We start from the raw sequence: 17176 nt of genomic DNA, 5'->3' as shown, positions 1-17176 counted from the left end.
TAAGAGTTGGACATAGTCTTTTTATTATTACAAAGAAGGAGTAATTTTAATGAAACGTATTTTTTTTACTACAAATAGTGGAATTGTTAATGGAATAAATGGAAAAATAAGGGAATTAATATTAGTGAGTCTTAAGTTTAAAAAAACATTTTTTAAAGATAAAATTATTTTAAAAGAAACAGAAGTGCTAGGATTTGATTTAAATAAAGTGGATGTTGATAATATATTACAAGAAATGTATTTAAAAAGATATAACTATAATTTTATTAAATTAAAGGCAGAAAAATGTAATTCAATTTCAAAAGAGGGTTTTCAAAATTTTTTAAAAAATTTTGAAAGTGAATTGATGTCAAATATTCAAGTTGAAAAGATTGAAGATATAGATAAAAAGTATAATAAAGTAATGCGTTATAATACTGTAATATCTTATCCAAAAGAACAAAAGGAAAATAACTTTGAGATAATAACCAATAAATTAACCGATAAAGAAATAAAGAATAGTCATAAAAAGATAAGACTAGAACTAGACATGAAAAGACAAGAATATGAAGATAAATTAAAAATAGAAGAAATAGAAAAAATTATTTTGAAATCTTTATATTACTTACAAATTGAAATATTAACTTTAGAAGAATTAGAAGAGTTAATTAAAATTTATAATGAATATATTAATAAAATTGAGGATATGAAGATATTATTAGCAGATACTGATAGATTAGTACGAGCTATAATTCATTCAATATGTATTTTAGAAAAAATATATATGACTAATTTAAGATTAAAAAGTAATACTAAAAATAAATTTAAAATACTTCCAATTCTTAGTAAAAAATTAAAAACTGTTGAAATTGATTATGATATACTAGAAAAAGAATTAATAAAATGTTTATTATTTAAATTAAAAGGAAACTATACTTTTGAGTGCGTATCATTAAGTTTTTATTTAACAACTCCACTTAGAATGAGTTGTTTTTCATATACTCAAACAGTAATTGCTTTAGATGAATTGATAAAAAAAGAGAAAAAATTAGATAAAGTTTTAAAAGATTCTTTTGCTAGTCAACAAGAATATAATAAATATTTGTCAGGTGCTAAACTTCTTAATGATTCATCAATAAAAAACTTTTCAGAAGTTTATTTAAAAAATACTAGTGACACTATTCAATATATTTCTAATTTATATTACATATATTTAAAATATAAAATAAGAGATAGTATAAGAAATAATTATTCTGATAAAGCTATTATTTTTTATGAAAAAATGAATATTGAAGATTTTGTATATAAAGAAAAAATATTAAAAAATATAGAGTTAACGAGAGTTAAATCTGAGAAAATAAATGTTATTTTAAGTGAAGTTGAAGATTTTACAGGAAGTATAGGAAAAGATTTTATTATATATTTGAATAAAAAAATAATATTAAAGAATATTCAAAATATATCATTAAATCTTTGTACAAATAAAGATAGGGATAGTAAGATTATAAAAAAACAATATATTTCTACTTCAAAAGAATTACTAAATAATGAAATTTTAATAAGTAATGATTATTATTGTTTAGTAAAACTTTTAGAAATAAAAAATATAGAAAATAATAATTTTTATGTTTTTGAAAGTCAAATTTTATTAGGAGATTTTATTACTGATCCTAATACAGTATGTACTCATGTTTTTACTTTTATTTTATTAGAAAATGACTTTAATCTAATAGGAAAAGCATCAACTATTAATTATTTATTTTAAAACTAATTATATATTATAAAGTGTACATAAAGAAATAATAATAGAAAAAACTTGATTATTAAGCCTAGTCCTTAATTGGATTAGGCTTTTTGTATTATTTGAAAGGAGTGATTATATGTTAGGAACTATTGGAGGAATTTTAGTAATTGTAGGAACTACTATTAAGGCTATTGATGATTTAACTAATAAAAATTAAAAGGAGATGATATTTATGAAAATGTATGAAATAGCTGGAGCAATGATTGAAACACTAGATATATTCTTAGATTCTGATGGTACTGAACTAGATAAAGAAAACTATAATATGATTATGGATTATTTAAAAGATGAACTTTCTGGGAAAAGTTCTAATATTATCAAATATATTAGAAATCTTGAACTTGAAAGTAAATCAGCAAAGGAAGAATCAGATAGATTACTAGATATAAGTAAGAAGAAAACTAAGAAAATAGAGAATCTTAAAAACTACCTTATAGGGATTATGCAGTTCCTAGATAAAAAGAAAATAGAAACAGATTTAGGAGCTTATGGAATAAGAAAAAATCCTGATAAAGTAGATGTATATGATATGTCAGTTTTACCTAAAGAATTTCTAAAAGTAACAGAGGAAGTAAAAGCAGATAAAGAAAAAATAAAGGAATATTTAAAAGAACATGGAGAATTAAAAGGAGCGAGAATAGTAACTAACTATTCATTACAGATAAGATGATGAAAGAAATTACAGAGGAAATATTAAAAATCCAAGAAGGATATGAAGAGGAATTTTTAGGGAAAATTATAAGGAAAGAGGAAAATATCAGGATTATTAAAGGGATTTTTAGGAAAAACTAGGATTTTCTAGGAAATTGTAGGATTTTATAACTCTAGTAAAAATAAGGCTTTCCTATTTCCTGAAAGATAAAAATAGATATAGTTTTTAGAAAAAACGGGGTAATTTTAATAAAAAAGGAGGAATTTGGAATGAAGGAATATTCAAACTTTATAAATAAGATTGAAGAATTAAAAAATGATATAAATGATAAGATAGAAGATTTCTTAAAGAACTCACAAGAACTAAAAGAGTTTATAGAATTTAGAAAAAATAACTTCTATAGCTATAGTATTAGAAATAACATCCTTATCTATAAACAAGATAAAACAGCAACAATGGTCGCTGGATTTCAAAAGTGGAAAGAGATGGGATATAACATTAAAAAGGGTGCGAAAGCCATTAAAATATTAGTTCCATTATTTAAAAAAGAAGAAGTTAATGGAGAAGAAAAGGAAAAAATCTATGGATTTAGATATGCTAATGTATTTGATATTAAACATACTATTCCTACAGAAAATGCAGTAGAAATACCAACAATAGATACTAGAATGAAGATAGGAAAAAGCAAATATGGAATTACAAAACTATTTAATAAAAGTAAGGAAATAGTAGAACAGTATTTACCAGTAAATATCCAAAAAGAATTAGATGATAGAACATCAAGGGGAATGACTGATGGAAAGACTATTACATTAAAAAAAGATAAATTTGTAGCTATGAGTGGAACTTTAATACATGAGTTTACTCATTACTTAAATCATTTTGATGAAGATGTAAAAGAAAAAAAGAATATGAATCAAGAGGAAGTTGAAGCAGAACTAGGAGCCATGTTATATGGTTCCTATTTTAATTTAGACATAAGTGGAAAATATAAATATATAGCTTTATGGAAAAATAATAATGTAAGAATTGATGAAGCTTTTGATGTAGCCTTATCATCATTTGAGCAATTCCTATATGGATTAGGCGAAGATAAAAAAGGATTAATAGATTTATTAGAGGAGGAAAAATAATGGCAAACATATTTACAACTAGAAGAATAAGAGAGGAATTAGATTTAAGAAATTTAGCTTGTGTAGTAGGTACAATATTAAGAAATGAGAATAAGGAAGATATAGACGATTTACAAATATTTAATCTTCAAGAAACTACTATGATAAATAAACAAGAAGTACCTGAAAGAATAGAACAAATACCTTTAGGATATAAGAATAATCAAAAATGTAGTGTATGGGCAGTAAAAAGTATAGACCCTACATATGGAGAAGTTTGGACTATTATGTATCCTAGTGAATATTAAAAGGGGGAAAAGTATGACAGAACTATTGAATAAATTAAGGGAACATTTCCCAGAAGAAGATTTAGAATTTAGAGTTGGTGCGACAAATACAGATAAAACTATGGGATTGGCTCTTGCTTATGTTCAAGCAAGAGCAATTCAAAATAGATTAGATGAAGTATTAGGAGTAGAGAATTGGAAAGTAGCTTACAAGGAAATACAAGGAGGATTTCTATGTACTTTATCAATTAGAATAAATAATGAATGGATTTCTAAAGAGGATGGAGCTTCTACAACTGATTATGAAAGTATAAAAGGTGGAATATCAAGTGCTTTTAAGCGAGTAGCAAGTAGTGGATTTGGAATAGGAAGATATTTATATAACGCTAGAAATAGTTGGTTTCCTATAAAACCCCAAGGAAAAGGATTTGTGTTTGCAACTACTCCAAAGTTAGAATTAAATGATAAAGAACCTAAAAAAGAAAAACTACCTGATAAAACAGAAGATAAACCTTTAGTATTAGACTTTGGAAAGTATAAAGGATATACCTTAGAAGAAATCTATAAGAAAGATATAAGCTATATCAAATACCTAAGGGATAAAAGTAGGGATGTTAATATAATAAAAACTTGTGAAAGATTATTAGAGGGAAAATAAAATGACTATTAGTGAAGAATATAGGGAATTTAAAAGGAATATTATGGATAAAGGGATTGAGGAAGTATTTAATCAATCCTATAAAATCCATTTCTATAATAATGTATGCGATTATTTAGAAGCACAAGAAAAAGTAGAAAAAGATATAACTCTCGCGAGATTATATGACTTTTACATAAAATATGAATATTTGACTGTGGATAGTTATACAGGAATTGAGGAACTAATAGAGGAATATAAAAAACATATGGAAAGAAAGGAGAATAAAGATGAAATACTATTTACATAGAGCAGTAGCTGAAAAGCAATTAGGAGTATACAAACTAAAAGGGTATGATATTACAGAGTATAATAATTTTGAAGAAGCTTTAAGTGGATATATGAGAAACTTTAGAGTACAAATGGATACAGCAGAAGTAAAACCCATTGCAGGACAAATGAAAAAAGTTCTAATAACTACATCAAAACAAAGTCTAACTCCTAAAGTTGTTAAATTCTATATAGACAATAGAAAAGCACCTGACTATCGCATAGAATTTAAGGAAATAAAAAATAAATATAATTGCTGTAGAGAATATAGAGAGTATGGACAAACAACATATGAAAACTTTATTCTTATGGTAACTAATTACAAAAAAGCTATAGAAGAATATATGATTACTATGTCAAGGTTTGAAAATGATAGTAATAAATATTATATAGAAGAAAATAAGGACTTCCAATAGGAAGTCCTCTATTATTATGGAGGAAAATTATGGAAAAGATATTAAAATTTTTAAAATGTAAAGATGTAGATGAAGTAGTTTATAAGATGAAAAGCTATGAAATCAATGAGGAAATAGAGGAACTAAAAAATCTTATATATATCATAGGAAAAGAAAAATTAAAAAATAAAGACTTCACAAGAATAAGAACAATGCGAGAACTAATAGAATTTTTAAATATTAATATAGGAATAAAGAATAATGAAGAATTTAAAGTATTCTTCCTAGATTGTGATAATAAACTTTTAGGAGAGAAAACACTATTTCAAGGAACAGTAGATAAAAGTGTAGTATATCCAAGATTAATAGTAGAAGAAGCATTAAAATATCCTACAAAGGGAATAGTAATATCCCATAACCATCCTAGTGGAGATGTAACACCAAGTGTAAAAGATAAAGAGGTAACCCAAGCAATTAAAGAAACACTAAAAAACTTAAATATGAGCTTAGTAGACCATGTGATAGTAGGACAAGGAAATCATTATAGCTTCTTAGATAATGGAATATTATAAAAAATAAAAAAGAAGAATTTAATTATATTATTTAAAACTGAAAAAAGTAGTAGAAATTACTACAAAAAATAGAAATTTTAATCAAATAAAGTTAGTATTATCAATATTTAAAAAAATTATTAAATAAAAAAATGTTCGTATTTTTTAACTTTAGATAAAGAGGTATAATTATAGTAATTATAAAAAAGGTGTGATGATAAATTGAGAAAAAGAGTGAGGGTATCAATTCCAAATTTTGTGTTAGAAATTTTAAAACAAGATATCAAATATTTTAATTTATCTAAAGATGGAATTTCAAATATTGTTGTACAAAGATTAGGATTTGAAAATAATCAAGGATTACATAAAAAAGTATTAGATAAAACTACTATTTGGAATTTTAATCTTAATGATAAAAATACAGAATTATTTGATGAAATGATTAAATTAAGTAAAGAAACTGTAGAGAGTGAATTTTTTAGAAAGGTATTTTCAACTTATGCTAATTTACATCCATTTTTAAGAGAAAAAGTGCTTAATACAGAATTATTTAATACAGTAGAAAATGCTATAAAAAGTAATCATAAATTAAAAATTTATTATGAAAAAACTTTATATGATGTATATCCTATAGCTTTTGAAAGAGGAAATGATTTGTACACTGTATTAAAGGCAAAAAAAGAAGGAAAAGAATTTCTATTTGAAATGAGATATATAGAAGTTCTTAAAATAAGTTAATAAAAACAGAGATATAATATTTCGATATTATATCTCTAAAAGTTTAAATAAAAAGGAGGAAAATAAATAATTTTTATTTATTGAAAAAATATGAGTATAGTAGATGTTGTAAAATATAATGGAAATATAAATGAATTTATTTGGAAATATCCTTCAGATGAAGTAGGAACTTGGACTCAGTTGATAGTTAATGAAACTCAAGAAGCTATATTAGTTAAAGATGGAAAGATTTGTGATATATTTCAAGGAGGAAAATATACATTAGAAACTAAAAATATACCCATTTTAAATAAAATAATAAATTTACCTTTTGGAAATGAATCTCCATTTAAGGTAGAAATTTGGTATGTCAATAAAAGGGTAAATTTAGATATAAAATGGGGAACTCCTACTCCTATTCAACTTCAAGATCCTAAATATGGAATTTTTATACCTGTTCGTTCTTTTGGTCAGTTTGGAATAAAAATAGAAAATTCAAAAGACTTTTTTTTGAAATTAATTGGAACTAAAAATAGCTTTGATAGAAATGAAATTAATAATTTTTTTAGAGGAATTTATTTATCAAAGATAAAAGATGTTATATCCTCATATGTAGTTAATAAAAAGATAAGTATTTTAGAAATAAACGCTTATATAAATGAATTATCAGATTATATTCAAAAAATAGTGAAACCATTATTTGAGGAGTATGGCATTTCATTAGTAAATTTTTATATTAATGATATAAATGTTCCAGAAGAAGATCAAGGAGTAAAAAGATTAAAAGAAGCATTAGCAAAAAGAGCAGAGATGAATATAGTTGGGTATAATTATTTACAAGAAAGATCATTTGATACATTAGAGGGAGCAGCTAAAAATAATGCAAATGGAGTTGCTTCTAATTTTATAGGAGCTGGAATTGGAATGGCTATGGGTGTTGGAATGGGAGATGCTTTTAATAAAAGTTTTAATTCTAATATTACTTCAATTAATGAAGTTGAGAAAAAAGAGGAACTTGTAATATGTAAAAATTGTGGAACTAAAATTTTAAAGGGGATAAAGTTTTGTCCGAATTGTGGAACTTTACAATTTAAAAAATGTAAAAATTGTGGAAAAATTCAAGAGAATGAAAATGCTAAATTTTGTTCTGAATGTGGAACTCCTTTAGGAAAATATTGTAATAAATGTAAAATTAGTTTACCAGAGAATACAAAATTTTGTCCTGAATGTGGAAGTAAAATAGAATAGGGGTGAAATAAATGGAAAAAGTAAAAAACAAATATATTTTTATTATTTTTTTTCTTTTTGTAATAATTATATTATTGATTTTTAATAGAAATTTAGAAGAAAGAATAAGTTCAATTATTTTTATATTATTATCATTTTTAACATTTTTTTTAGAATTATTTTGGAGCAGCAATACAAAAGTAAAAATGGAAAAAACATTTTTTTTAGCAGGACGAGTAACAATTAATATAAGTTATATATTTTTAACAATATTATTTTATAAATTTTATGATAAATTTTATGATGAAAGGCAATATATAGTAGTAAATATAATAACTATAATAATAAATATTATAAGTTTTATTATAATTTATTGTATAAGTATAAAAGGTAAGGAGGTGAATAAAGATGTTACAAGTAAATTATGACTCTTTAAATAAGCAAAATTTTCTAGGAATAGTTTATATTATTATTGGTAGTATTTTGATGATATTGACTCTTTTAATTTTTTTAGGAGAAGAAATAGGAATTGCAACATTTTTTGGAATTATTTCTTTAGTTTTATTAGGAATAGGTTTTTTTAAAAGAAATTTATTTAAAAGTGCTGATCAATATATAGTAATGATAAATGGGGGATGTTTAGATTTAGAAGAAATTTCTAAAAAAAGAAATAAAAATTTAAAAGATGTTGAAGAAGAAATAGAGGCATTTATAAAAAATGGAATTTTTATAAATATCTATTATGATAAAGAAGAAAATAAAATAAAAGAAATATTATATGAGAAATCTTCTAAAAATGATCAAATAATAAAAATAGATAAATGTCCTGGATGTGGAGCACAAGTAGATATTAATAAAAGTAAATTTTGTGAATTTTGTGGAAGAAAATTAATTTAATAATATGAGAGGAGAGGTTTTATGAAAAAATCTTTAAATGAATTATTGGAATTAGAAAAAGAAGAATTAATATTTAAGATGAAAAATGTCTATGAAAAACAAAAATTAACTAGGATTCAAGGTTATATTGCAAGAGCTTTAGAAATTATATTTCTTTTGATTTTTATTTTTAGTGGAATAGGAATACTTTATTCTATAATATTTACTTTAGCAGTAATATATTCAATATATAGATTTCTAAATCCTAATGGAGAAGATAAAGACTATTATGAAAAATTTGAACTTTTTGCTGAAGGATTTGAAAATTTTAAAAGATATGAAAAAGGGGAATTAAAGGTTGATATAGAAGAAAAAGGAATAAAAAAATTGGAAAAAAATCTTGAGAGACATTTACCATATCTTATAGAAGATAATTGGAGTAATAAAATGCTTAAAATAAGTGCTTTTATACCTATTGTTAATATAAGAGCTGATGAAATGAGTATGTTTAGAGATACTGATGGAAGCTTTTATAGATTATTTAATGGGGGATTAAAAACTGTGGGACTTAAAAAATTTACCAATGAAGAATTAGGAATAGAGAAATAAGAGAGGATAAAAATGGCAGAGAAAATAAATTTAGTAAAAGATGGAATAGTGAAGGATGGATTTGTAGGATTTAGTTGGACTATTTTATTTTTTGGATTTTTAGTTCCTTTAATTAGAAAAGATTATAAAACTGCTTTAGGTTTTTTTCTAATTTCATGTGTAGTATCATATTTTACTTATGGAGCAGGTTGTTATGCACTAAATATAATAGTAGCTTTTGCCTATAATAAATATTATACAGAAAATCTTATAAAAGAAGGCTTTAAACCAGTAAATGAAATAGGAGTTAATATATTAAGAAAAAATGGAATAGATATAAAGGAATAGGGAAAAAATGAAAAAGAAAATATTAATAGGATTTTTACTAGGAATAGCACTGATATTTAGCAGTTGTGGAATGAGTGGAAAAATAGAAAATTTTAAAAATACTCAGGTAGTAAAAGAAGAACCTAAAAAATCTATTTTTGAATGTGAATTATATGGAACAATAGATGAATTTGCAGAAGAATACATAACTTCTTTAGATTTAAAAAAAGAAGATTTTAAGATAAAATTAAAAACTTTAGAACCAAATTATTGTTATATTGTAACTTATAAATGGAAAAAAGAAAAACTAGAATTTACAATATACTTGGATGAGGATTACTATTTATATGCTCCAACATATATGATGACTTCTAATAATGAAAAACATTTGGATGAGGTTATAGATTCTTTAGAAAAAATAAATTTTAAATAATGAAATAAATCATAATATTTAAAAAAATTAAATAATTGTTTGGTAATTTATAAAATATTTTTAAAAGAAAATATTAAAAGATTAACCTAGAGAAAGGAATGTAACATGAAAAATAAAATTAATATAAATACCCAAAAAATTAAAACTAAATTTGAAGGAGTAGATATAGCATTAATAATAATTAATATTATATTAAACATAATAGCATTATTTATTATATTATTAATGCCACTTTCATATGTTCCGAATGGAGAATATCTTATTGTGATTTTATCAATATTTATACCAATTGTTTTAACTTTATTAGGATTTTCAACAAAATTCCAAGAATTAGTAGGAAGTATTACTATTCCAAATCAAAGAGGATTATATAGAGAAGAAAGAGAATTTTTATTTCCTATTATAAAAAATGTGATTACTAGAATTAATAATGAATATGATTTAGATTTAAATATAAATGATTATGTTTTCAAAGTGTTTATAGATCAATCGTTTAATGCATTTGCTTTAGGGAATAGAAATATCTATGTTTCAGAAGGATTTTTATATGGAAATTTAGTAAATGAAAAAGAAATGGAAGCAATACTAGCTCATGAATTTGCTCATTTGATAAAAAAAGATACTGTTTTTTTATCAGCAGTTGTTAGTTGTAATTTTATAATGCGATGTGTAGGATATTTATGTACTTTGATAATAGGAGCTGGTACAAGAGTAAAAAATAAAAAAGATGCAAGTATACTTCCAATACTCGCTTTAATATTTTATATTATTTTTGTGAAATTATTATCTGATGGATTGTTTAGATTAATTTTGATGTTTAAAAGTAGAAAAGAAGAATATAGATGTGATGCTTTTTCTGCCAGTTTAGGATATACAGAAGAATTAAAAGGATTCTTTAAAAAATTAGAGAGAATGGAAATTGGATCTAATATTAACTTTATAAAAATCTTATATTCTACTCATCCAAAAACAGTAGATAGGATTTTAGCATTAGAAAGTTTATGATAAAAGATAAATTATAAAGAGAAAAAATAATTTATTATTTGATAATCACATTTAATAATGAGCCATTGTATTTTAAAATAAATATTTATTATAACTTTGGAGGTAAAATTATGAAAAAAATATTATCAGTATTATTTTTATTAGGAATGTTTTTATTTACAGGATGTGGTGATGGAAATTATATAGATACTGTAAAAATGATTACATTTGATGATGGAAAGACAGTAGAAGAGATTGCACAAGGGTATATAGAAGGAGGAGAATTTTATAAACTAAATTATAGTGAGTTAAATTCACAAAAAATACGATTACAGGCAATGTTTTATATGACAGATGAAGGAGCTTATTCAACAGCAAAACAAATGGGATTAAAATTACAAAAACCGACTACAGTTGAATGGAAAGTAGCAGGGAAAACAGAAAAAGGAAAAATATTAGAAGTTACTTCTTCAAATGTGGTAGTTACAATTCAAACAGCAAAAGATGGAGATTATATTAGTTTATATATGACAGATATAAAACCTAAAATGAAAGATAGAAATTATAATTTAACACCAGACGAATTTGATATATACAGAGTTCTTTACGAAATTTTAGACGAACAAGATAAAAAAAATAATTAAATATAAAATGGAGAGAAAAAATGAAAAAAATTATTATTTGTTTAATATTAATTTTTCATAGCATTATATTTGGAGAAAGTCTTAGAGTGAAGGAAGGAGTAATTCCTAACGAAGTTATTATAAATGCTTTTAAAACTACAGATATTCCTAAAGGAATAAAATTATTTCCAATGGGAATGGGAAATGAAAGTAAATGGGAAAAAGAAATAAAAACAAAAGAAGAGTATATTGCTACAATTAATTATTTATCTTTATTCTTAGCTTATCATCCGGATTTTCGTAGGTATATGTATTCAGCCAATGAAAGAGTAGATATAGCAAAAAAGTTTTTTAATACTAATGAAGAAGAGGTATATAAAGGTATAACAGAAATAGAAAAAGAAAATAGTAAATTAGAGTATATAATTGATTTTTCAACAGAAAGAAAGGGAGGATTTGGAATAAAGTATACAGAAGCACCAAATTATAAAATTTTTATTCCTTTTAGAATAGCAGAAAATAATGAAGTAATATTTTTATATGAAAGTGTAAGTGTATATATACCAGATATTTCAAAAATATGGTTAATTAATTTTTTAGATTTTTCTATTGAATATCAAGAATATTTAAAAATTAAAGAAGAACTTTATAAAAAATCATATAATGATTGGTAATCAAAAATAAGAAAGAGCTATAGAGTACTACAATATTATTTACAGGTTGTGTAAATGATAAAGAAATATAGAAGATTATATATCAAGATTTAATAGTAACATAGGATCTTATTAGAGTATATAGATAATTTTGAAAATAACTAAAAAGAATTGATAATATAAAGGAGACCAATTATGAAAAAGTTTTTAGTTATGTTAAGTTTAGTTGTTATAATGTTATTTAATGGATGTGGAGCTAGTAAAGAAGATGTGCTAGAGTTATCTAAAACTATATCTAGAAGCAAGTATATTAGTAATCTAGAAGAAGAACTTAAATATATTAGCTATGTGACATATGTATCAGCAGATATTGAAAGTAAAAGTCAAAATGTAGCCAATACATTTCTAAGAGGCTGCACAAATTATGACTTGGTAAATGATATTATTGAACCAGTATATCATAAAAATTATGTGTTAACTCTAGATGATATTAAAAAGATATCAAAACCTTTCTTACAATATTACAGAGATGCTGCTCTAGAACAAGTAGAATATCCTGTAAGATATAAAGATTATAGAGTGGAAATGAATTGGTCTATTGAAGAATACAAACCTAACGAATTTGAAAAGGATGAAGATTGGTATAATAAAAAATATGATTATTACTATATAACAGCTACAGTTGGATTAGATGAGATTCTGTTTAAATTATTTGTTAGAGCATATGAAGAAGGTAGAAAATTAGAGTGTGAGATTCTATTTAATAAATCTATAGTAGCATTTATTTCTGGACAATTTCAATCAGAGGAATTTTCTATGGATAGTTCTGAATATAACTACTTATTATCACATGCTTTGGTATATGAAATATGTAGAGAAATTATAGAAAATACTACATTTACTACAATAAGACCATTTATTGAAGCTCAATCTACTAAAGAAGATCAACCAGTTGTAATTAAATAATGACAATAAAAAATAGATAGGGATATATCTCTATCTATTTTTTACAACTAAAGAAATTATAAATTGATTTTTTTATATAATCAAAGAAATATTTTATATTATAGATAATAGAACTAGAAAATTTATATATCAAAAATACAATATATAGTAAAAAATATAATTTTTATTAACAATATCATGTATATGTATATTAATACAAAAGGGGGTATTGTTATGAAAAAGAAACTTAGTTATAGAAAACCTAAGAAAGGTATAGCAGAACAGTATAATTTACCTATCAATAAAGAGATAATAAAAGATCTTGGTATAACAAGTAATGATAGGATAGTAACTTTATTTTATGATAGGAGAAATAATTCTCTTATTATTAGAAAAGAATAAATAGCTTTTAAGAAATTGAGAGGGAAACCTCTCTTTTTTTTATATAACAATATACATGTATATTGTGTGTTTAAATAGATATATTACTAATAAAAGTTATTAATATCTTTAACAATATACGTGTATAAGTTATAGAGATAACTGTATAAATTAGTTATTATTTATATTTGTACACATGTTTATACCCCTTGTGACCTCAAGGGGTATACTAATTTAGATAGGTTTATACAAAGTTATAAACTAGTATAAATTTACTTAAAATATCCAAAAAATAGCTATTTTTTGGATATTTTTTGTTTTTTTAGTAAGTGAGTGTCCGAATTCACTTGAGTGAAAATGAGGACACTCACTGAAATATATGTATCTTTTAATTAATTTTATAAGGAGGAAGAAGAATGGATACAATAGAAATTAGATTAAACATATTAAAAGAAATTTGTACATTAGGTGGTTATGATGTTATAGAACATTTAAGAAGTTCTATTAATAATTTAAGAAGTACACAAGGATATACATACTGTGATGTGCTAGAAAGAACACCAGATAGTAATCTTATAGTCAAGATTTCTTATCCTAGATTTTTTAGAGGAAATAATGCTTTCTTAATAGATAGTAGAGAACAATGTTTTGAGGTTCAAAGAGCATTTGCAGAATATATATCTCAAAATTGGGGAGATATTATAGATAGTATATCATTAACTAGAGTAGATATTCCTTTTACTTATTATATGAGAGAAAATATGGATTTTAATAGTTACTGTAAAATTTATAAGATATTTGCATATACATATACTAAAAAGAAAAATAAAGCAAGAAGTAAAAAATATGTAGATACATTAACAGAAGAAGTAGAAACAGTTATATACTCTGATACTGGAAGAACTAATAAAGATTATAATAATCGTTTGATGATTTATAATCAATATGAAAATTTAAAAAGCAAATTAGGAGAGGAAAATATAGAGGATATAGTATGTGAGAATCCTGATTTATTAAGAAGAATGAGATTAGAGGTTTCTAAAAGAATAAGAAGAGAAATTCCTTTTACTGTGGAAGAATTTACTAGTTTTGATATATATGGACATTATTTTTCAGAATATAAGAAATATATCTTAGAAAATGTGATAAATATGGAAATAATAGATACTTTATATCAAGAATGGGCAAATGAATTAACAAGTATATTAATTCAAGAGAGAGCTAAAGGAAACTTTGAGTATGAAAGATTTATTTTACAGAATCTGTCAACTATATATGATTATGAAGTATTAAGAAGAGCATTAGGAATATGTATAGATAATAATAAAACAAGAGAAGGAGCAGTTACTAAAGTTAGGAAGATATTAAATTCAATACAAGGAGAAAGAAAAATTATTATACTAGATGTATATGCTGAAATATTGAAAATGAGAAAAGACTTATTAAATTATAAAATAAGATAAAAGAAAAGAGGTTATCTTGATTTAATTAGGATAACCTCTAAAAAATAAATTTTTTTAGATAATATATAAGTAATAAAATGATAATATAGTGTTATAAAAAATATATAATCAAATTACATAATAATAAAATAGAGATAATATCTTTAGGAGAGATACCAAGTAATATTTCTTCTAAAAGATTAACTCTAGGAATATCAGTTTGTAGAAATATTAGAGATAGAATTTAAAATAAGAGAGGGAAGAAATATAAGATATAGGATAAAAATATCAAAATAGTTGGAAAAAGTGAAAAATAATATAAAAAATATATCGGAAAACGTGAAAAAATGATATAATAAAATATAGGAAAACGTGATTATTGTATTTTGAGGTGGTAATATGCTTAAAAGAAAAGTATACAGTTCTTTACTTGAATGGAAAGAAAAATCACAAGGAAAGACAGCATTACTTATAGATGGTGCAAGAAGAATAGGAAAAAGCTATCTTTGTGAAGAGTTTGGAAAAAATGAGTATAAAAGTTATCTAATTATTGATTTTGGAAATATTTCAAAAGAAATAGTTGATTTATTTGAAAATGAAAGTAGTAATTTAGATTTATTTTTTATAAAATTATCAGCTTTTTATGGAGTACAACTTTTTAGAAGAGAAAGCTTAATTGTTTTTGATGAGGTTCAACAATTTCCAAAAGCAAGACAATTAATAAAATATCTAGTAAAAGATGGAAGATATGATTATATAGAAACAGGTTCTCTATTATCACTTAAAAGAAATACAGAAAATATAATACTTCCATCAGAAGAGAAACATATTCAAATGTACCCACTTGATTTTGAAGAATTTTTATGGGCATTAGGAGATACTACAACAATTCCATTTTTAAAAATGTGTTTTGATGAAAAAAAGCCATTAGGACAAGCATTACATAGAAAAGTAATGAATGATTTTAGACAGTATATTTTAGTTGGAGGAATGCCACAAGCTGTAAATGAGTATATTGCTACAAAAGATTTTGCTAATGTTGATGAAATAAAAAGAGATATTTTAACTTTATATAGAAATGATATAAGTAAATTTGCTAAAGGATATGAAAATAAAGTAATATCTATTTTTGATGAGATTCCAAGCCAACTATCTAAAAAAGAGAAGAAATATAATCTAAGTTCTATATCAAAAGAAGCTAGATATAGAGAGTATGAGGATTCTTTTATGTGGTTAAATGATGCTATGATTGTTAATCCTTGTTACAATTCAACAGACCCAAATGTAGGACTTAGTCTAAATAGTGATTATTCTACTAGAAAATGTTATATGATGGATACAGGACTTCTTGTTACTCAAACTTTTATGGATGGAAGTTATACTGATAATGAGATTTATAAGGCTGTTCTCTTTAATAAGTTGAATATAAATGAAGGAATGATTATGGAGAATATTGTAGCTCAAATATTGAGAACAAATGGACATAAACTATTTTTCTATTCAAGATATGATAAAGAAAAAAAAGAAAATAATATGGAGATAGATTTTCTTATAAAAGATAAGAAAAATATAAAAAAACTAGCAGTTATAGAGGTTAAATCATCTACTTATAGAAAACATTCTTCTCTTGATAAATTTAGAAAGAAGTATGGTGAAAGGATAAATAACTCATATATCTTGTATCAAAAAGACTTGATGATAAAAGATGGAGTTATTCATTTACCGATTTATATGGGAATATTTTTATAGAAATATTTTTGGAGTTACATAGTTAATAAATAATAAAATAGGGATTTTCTTTATAGTGTGATATAATAAATATCATAAATATTATAATAAATTTTCTATATTAAAGTACTTAATGATGATATAAAAATACTATTAATATAGTAAGTATATAAAATGATAATATTAAATTTTCAATTATTAGATAATATTTTATAAGAAAATTTTGGAGTAGTATTTATAACGAATTTGATATGCAATTACACTCGAGTTTATAGAGTAAGATAATAGAAGGTTTAACTAAGACATTTTCAAAAATATAATTTATTTTTATAATCCATACCCCTAATGTATTATCAAATATTTTCAATAAAAATATCTTGATTTTAAATAATTTAGAGATATACAAATTAATAGATAAAATTTATGGAATAAATATAGAAAGTATAGTTTGTTAAATAATGAGAACAGAAGTCAGAATTTAAGAGATAGTAGAGAAATTAAAAAG

At 23.4% G+C, this 17176-nt stretch carries 23 protein-coding genes; all 23 read left to right on the top strand.

The features are described from left to right. The first annotated feature begins 49 nt into the window (after positions 1 to 49). Complete coding sequence (locus tag HF862_RS03305) at positions 50 to 1744, top strand: hypothetical protein (protein WP_170186508.1); 1695 nt, start codon at positions 50 to 52, stop codon at positions 1742 to 1744. A 211-nt stretch (positions 1745 to 1955) separates the two neighbouring features. Then, entirely contained in the window at positions 1956 to 2453 is a 498-nt protein-coding gene (locus tag HF862_RS03300; RefSeq protein WP_170186507.1) for a siphovirus Gp157 family protein, read from the top strand. Continuing rightward, positions 2450 to 2575: a hypothetical protein gene (locus HF862_RS10090; protein ID WP_255456929.1), complete on the top strand. Its 126-nt coding sequence runs from the start codon at positions 2450 to 2452 to the stop codon at positions 2573 to 2575. The genes HF862_RS03300 and HF862_RS10090 overlap by 4 nt, the downstream gene beginning before the upstream one ends. A 129-nt stretch (positions 2576 to 2704) precedes the next feature. Continuing rightward, positions 2705 to 3568, top strand: coding sequence for an ArdC-like ssDNA-binding domain-containing protein (locus tag HF862_RS03295; RefSeq protein ID WP_170186506.1), 864 nt, complete (start codon positions 2705 to 2707; stop codon positions 3566 to 3568). Continuing rightward, positions 3568 to 3855, top strand: coding sequence for a hypothetical protein (locus HF862_RS03290; RefSeq protein ID WP_170186505.1), 288 nt, complete (start codon positions 3568 to 3570; stop codon positions 3853 to 3855). Before HF862_RS03295 ends, HF862_RS03290 begins: the two co-directional genes overlap by 1 nt. A gap of 13 nt (positions 3856 to 3868) precedes the next feature. Next, positions 3869 to 4492: a Rad52/Rad22 family DNA repair protein gene (locus HF862_RS03285; RefSeq protein WP_170186504.1), complete on the top strand. Its 624-nt coding sequence runs from the start codon at positions 3869 to 3871 to the stop codon at positions 4490 to 4492. A gap of 1 nt (position 4493) precedes the next feature. Continuing rightward, positions 4494 to 4781: a hypothetical protein gene (locus HF862_RS03280; RefSeq protein WP_170186503.1), complete on the top strand. Its 288-nt coding sequence runs from the start codon at positions 4494 to 4496 to the stop codon at positions 4779 to 4781. Continuing rightward, complete coding sequence (locus tag HF862_RS03275; protein ID WP_170186502.1) at positions 4762 to 5217, top strand: hypothetical protein; 456 nt, start codon at positions 4762 to 4764, stop codon at positions 5215 to 5217. Before HF862_RS03280 ends, HF862_RS03275 begins: the two co-directional genes overlap by 20 nt. A gap of 29 nt (positions 5218 to 5246) precedes the next feature. Continuing rightward, positions 5247 to 5768 carry a RadC family protein gene (locus HF862_RS03270; RefSeq protein WP_170186501.1) on the top strand — a complete coding sequence of 174 codons (522 nt, stop codon included), beginning with the start codon at positions 5247 to 5249 and terminating at the stop codon, positions 5766 to 5768. A gap of 237 nt (positions 5769 to 6005) precedes the next feature. Further along, positions 6006 to 6485 (top strand): hypothetical protein, encoded by a 480-nt coding sequence (locus HF862_RS03265; protein ID WP_170186500.1) that lies wholly within the window; start codon positions 6006 to 6008, stop codon positions 6483 to 6485. Between the two features lie 90 nt (positions 6486 to 6575). Further along, a complete protein-coding gene (locus HF862_RS03260; protein WP_170186499.1) occupies positions 6576 to 7712 on the top strand; it encodes an SPFH domain-containing protein in 1137 nt (378 codons plus the stop codon). 185 nt (positions 7713 to 7897) lie between these two features. Further along, positions 7898 to 8119, top strand: coding sequence for a hypothetical protein (locus HF862_RS03255; RefSeq protein ID WP_170186498.1), 222 nt, complete (start codon positions 7898 to 7900; stop codon positions 8117 to 8119). Continuing rightward, positions 8100 to 8588, top strand: coding sequence for a zinc ribbon domain-containing protein (locus tag HF862_RS03250; RefSeq protein ID WP_170186497.1), 489 nt, complete (start codon positions 8100 to 8102; stop codon positions 8586 to 8588). Before HF862_RS03255 ends, HF862_RS03250 begins: the two co-directional genes overlap by 20 nt. 21 nt (positions 8589 to 8609) lie before the next feature. Beyond that, complete coding sequence (locus tag HF862_RS03245; protein ID WP_170186496.1) at positions 8610 to 9176, top strand: hypothetical protein; 567 nt, start codon at positions 8610 to 8612, stop codon at positions 9174 to 9176. A 12-nt stretch (positions 9177 to 9188) separates the two neighbouring features. Next, complete coding sequence (locus HF862_RS03240) at positions 9189 to 9503, top strand: hypothetical protein (protein ID WP_170186495.1); 315 nt, start codon at positions 9189 to 9191, stop codon at positions 9501 to 9503. Positions 9504 to 9510: 7 nt separating this feature from the next. Further along, complete coding sequence (locus HF862_RS03235; protein ID WP_170186494.1) at positions 9511 to 9915, top strand: hypothetical protein; 405 nt, start codon at positions 9511 to 9513, stop codon at positions 9913 to 9915. Positions 9916 to 10020: 105 nt separating this feature from the next. Next, positions 10021 to 10920 carry a M48 family metalloprotease gene (locus HF862_RS03230; RefSeq protein WP_170186493.1) on the top strand — a complete coding sequence of 300 codons (900 nt, stop codon included), beginning with the start codon at positions 10021 to 10023 and terminating at the stop codon, positions 10918 to 10920. A 110-nt stretch (positions 10921 to 11030) separates the two neighbouring features. Further along, positions 11031 to 11543, top strand: a complete 513-nt coding sequence (locus HF862_RS03225) for a hypothetical protein (protein WP_170186492.1) — start codon at positions 11031 to 11033, stop codon at positions 11541 to 11543. A gap of 20 nt (positions 11544 to 11563) precedes the next feature. Beyond that, a complete protein-coding gene (locus tag HF862_RS03220; RefSeq protein WP_170186491.1) occupies positions 11564 to 12196 on the top strand; it encodes a hypothetical protein in 633 nt (210 codons plus the stop codon). A 174-nt stretch (positions 12197 to 12370) separates the two neighbouring features. Further along, positions 12371 to 13141, top strand: coding sequence for a hypothetical protein (locus HF862_RS03215; protein WP_170186490.1), 771 nt, complete (start codon positions 12371 to 12373; stop codon positions 13139 to 13141). 213 nt (positions 13142 to 13354) lie between these two features. Beyond that, the gene (locus HF862_RS03210; protein ID WP_170186489.1) at positions 13355 to 13522 is read left to right on the top strand and encodes a hypothetical protein; all 168 of its coding nucleotides are present in this window, start codon (positions 13355 to 13357) and stop codon (positions 13520 to 13522) included. Between the two features lie 395 nt (positions 13523 to 13917). After that, a complete protein-coding gene (locus HF862_RS03205; protein WP_170186488.1) occupies positions 13918 to 14964 on the top strand; it encodes a hypothetical protein in 1047 nt (348 codons plus the stop codon). A gap of 378 nt (positions 14965 to 15342) precedes the next feature. Then, entirely contained in the window at positions 15343 to 16692 is a 1350-nt protein-coding gene (locus HF862_RS03200; protein WP_170186487.1) for an ATP-binding protein, read from the top strand. Positions 16693 to 17176: the final 484 nt, after the last annotated feature.

This window comes from Fusobacterium sp. FSA-380-WT-3A (assembly GCF_012843705.1).
In the GTDB taxonomy this organism is placed as follows: Bacteria; Fusobacteriota; Fusobacteriia; order Fusobacteriales; family Fusobacteriaceae; genus Fusobacterium_B.
The sequence above is the reverse complement of the archived record's forward strand: the minus strand, read 5'-3'. Positions and strand labels throughout refer to the sequence as shown.

Coding starts and splice junctions, on each gene's coding strand:
- HF862_RS03225 (WP_170186492.1), top strand. CDS start 11,031: ATGAAAAAAATATTATCAGTATTATTTTTATTAGGAATGTTTTTATTT.
- HF862_RS10090 (WP_255456929.1), top strand. CDS start 2,450: ATGATGAAAGAAATTACAGAGGAAATATTAAAAATCCAAGAAGGATAT.
- HF862_RS03270 (WP_170186501.1), top strand. CDS start 5,247: ATGGAAAAGATATTAAAATTTTTAAAATGTAAAGATGTAGATGAAGTA.
- HF862_RS03260 (WP_170186499.1), top strand. CDS start 6,576: ATGAGTATAGTAGATGTTGTAAAATATAATGGAAATATAAATGAATTT.
- HF862_RS03275 (WP_170186502.1), top strand. CDS start 4,762: ATGAAATACTATTTACATAGAGCAGTAGCTGAAAAGCAATTAGGAGTA.
- HF862_RS03200 (WP_170186487.1), top strand. CDS start 15,343: ATGCTTAAAAGAAAAGTATACAGTTCTTTACTTGAATGGAAAGAAAAA.
- HF862_RS03255 (WP_170186498.1), top strand. CDS start 7,898: ATGGAAAAAACATTTTTTTTAGCAGGACGAGTAACAATTAATATAAGT.
- HF862_RS03250 (WP_170186497.1), top strand. CDS start 8,100: ATGTTACAAGTAAATTATGACTCTTTAAATAAGCAAAATTTTCTAGGA.
- HF862_RS03205 (WP_170186488.1), top strand. CDS start 13,918: ATGGATACAATAGAAATTAGATTAAACATATTAAAAGAAATTTGTACA.
- HF862_RS03245 (WP_170186496.1), top strand. CDS start 8,610: ATGAAAAAATCTTTAAATGAATTATTGGAATTAGAAAAAGAAGAATTA.
- HF862_RS03240 (WP_170186495.1), top strand. CDS start 9,189: ATGGCAGAGAAAATAAATTTAGTAAAAGATGGAATAGTGAAGGATGGA.
- HF862_RS03210 (WP_170186489.1), top strand. CDS start 13,355: ATGAAAAAGAAACTTAGTTATAGAAAACCTAAGAAAGGTATAGCAGAA.
- HF862_RS03220 (WP_170186491.1), top strand. CDS start 11,564: ATGAAAAAAATTATTATTTGTTTAATATTAATTTTTCATAGCATTATA.
- HF862_RS03290 (WP_170186505.1), top strand. CDS start 3,568: ATGGCAAACATATTTACAACTAGAAGAATAAGAGAGGAATTAGATTTA.
- HF862_RS03215 (WP_170186490.1), top strand. CDS start 12,371: ATGAAAAAGTTTTTAGTTATGTTAAGTTTAGTTGTTATAATGTTATTT.
- HF862_RS03285 (WP_170186504.1), top strand. CDS start 3,869: ATGACAGAACTATTGAATAAATTAAGGGAACATTTCCCAGAAGAAGAT.
- HF862_RS03300 (WP_170186507.1), top strand. CDS start 1,956: ATGAAAATGTATGAAATAGCTGGAGCAATGATTGAAACACTAGATATA.
- HF862_RS03235 (WP_170186494.1), top strand. CDS start 9,511: ATGAAAAAGAAAATATTAATAGGATTTTTACTAGGAATAGCACTGATA.
- HF862_RS03230 (WP_170186493.1), top strand. CDS start 10,021: ATGAAAAATAAAATTAATATAAATACCCAAAAAATTAAAACTAAATTT.
- HF862_RS03295 (WP_170186506.1), top strand. CDS start 2,705: ATGAAGGAATATTCAAACTTTATAAATAAGATTGAAGAATTAAAAAAT.
- HF862_RS03305 (WP_170186508.1), top strand. CDS start 50: ATGAAACGTATTTTTTTTACTACAAATAGTGGAATTGTTAATGGAATA.
- HF862_RS03280 (WP_170186503.1), top strand. CDS start 4,494: ATGACTATTAGTGAAGAATATAGGGAATTTAAAAGGAATATTATGGAT.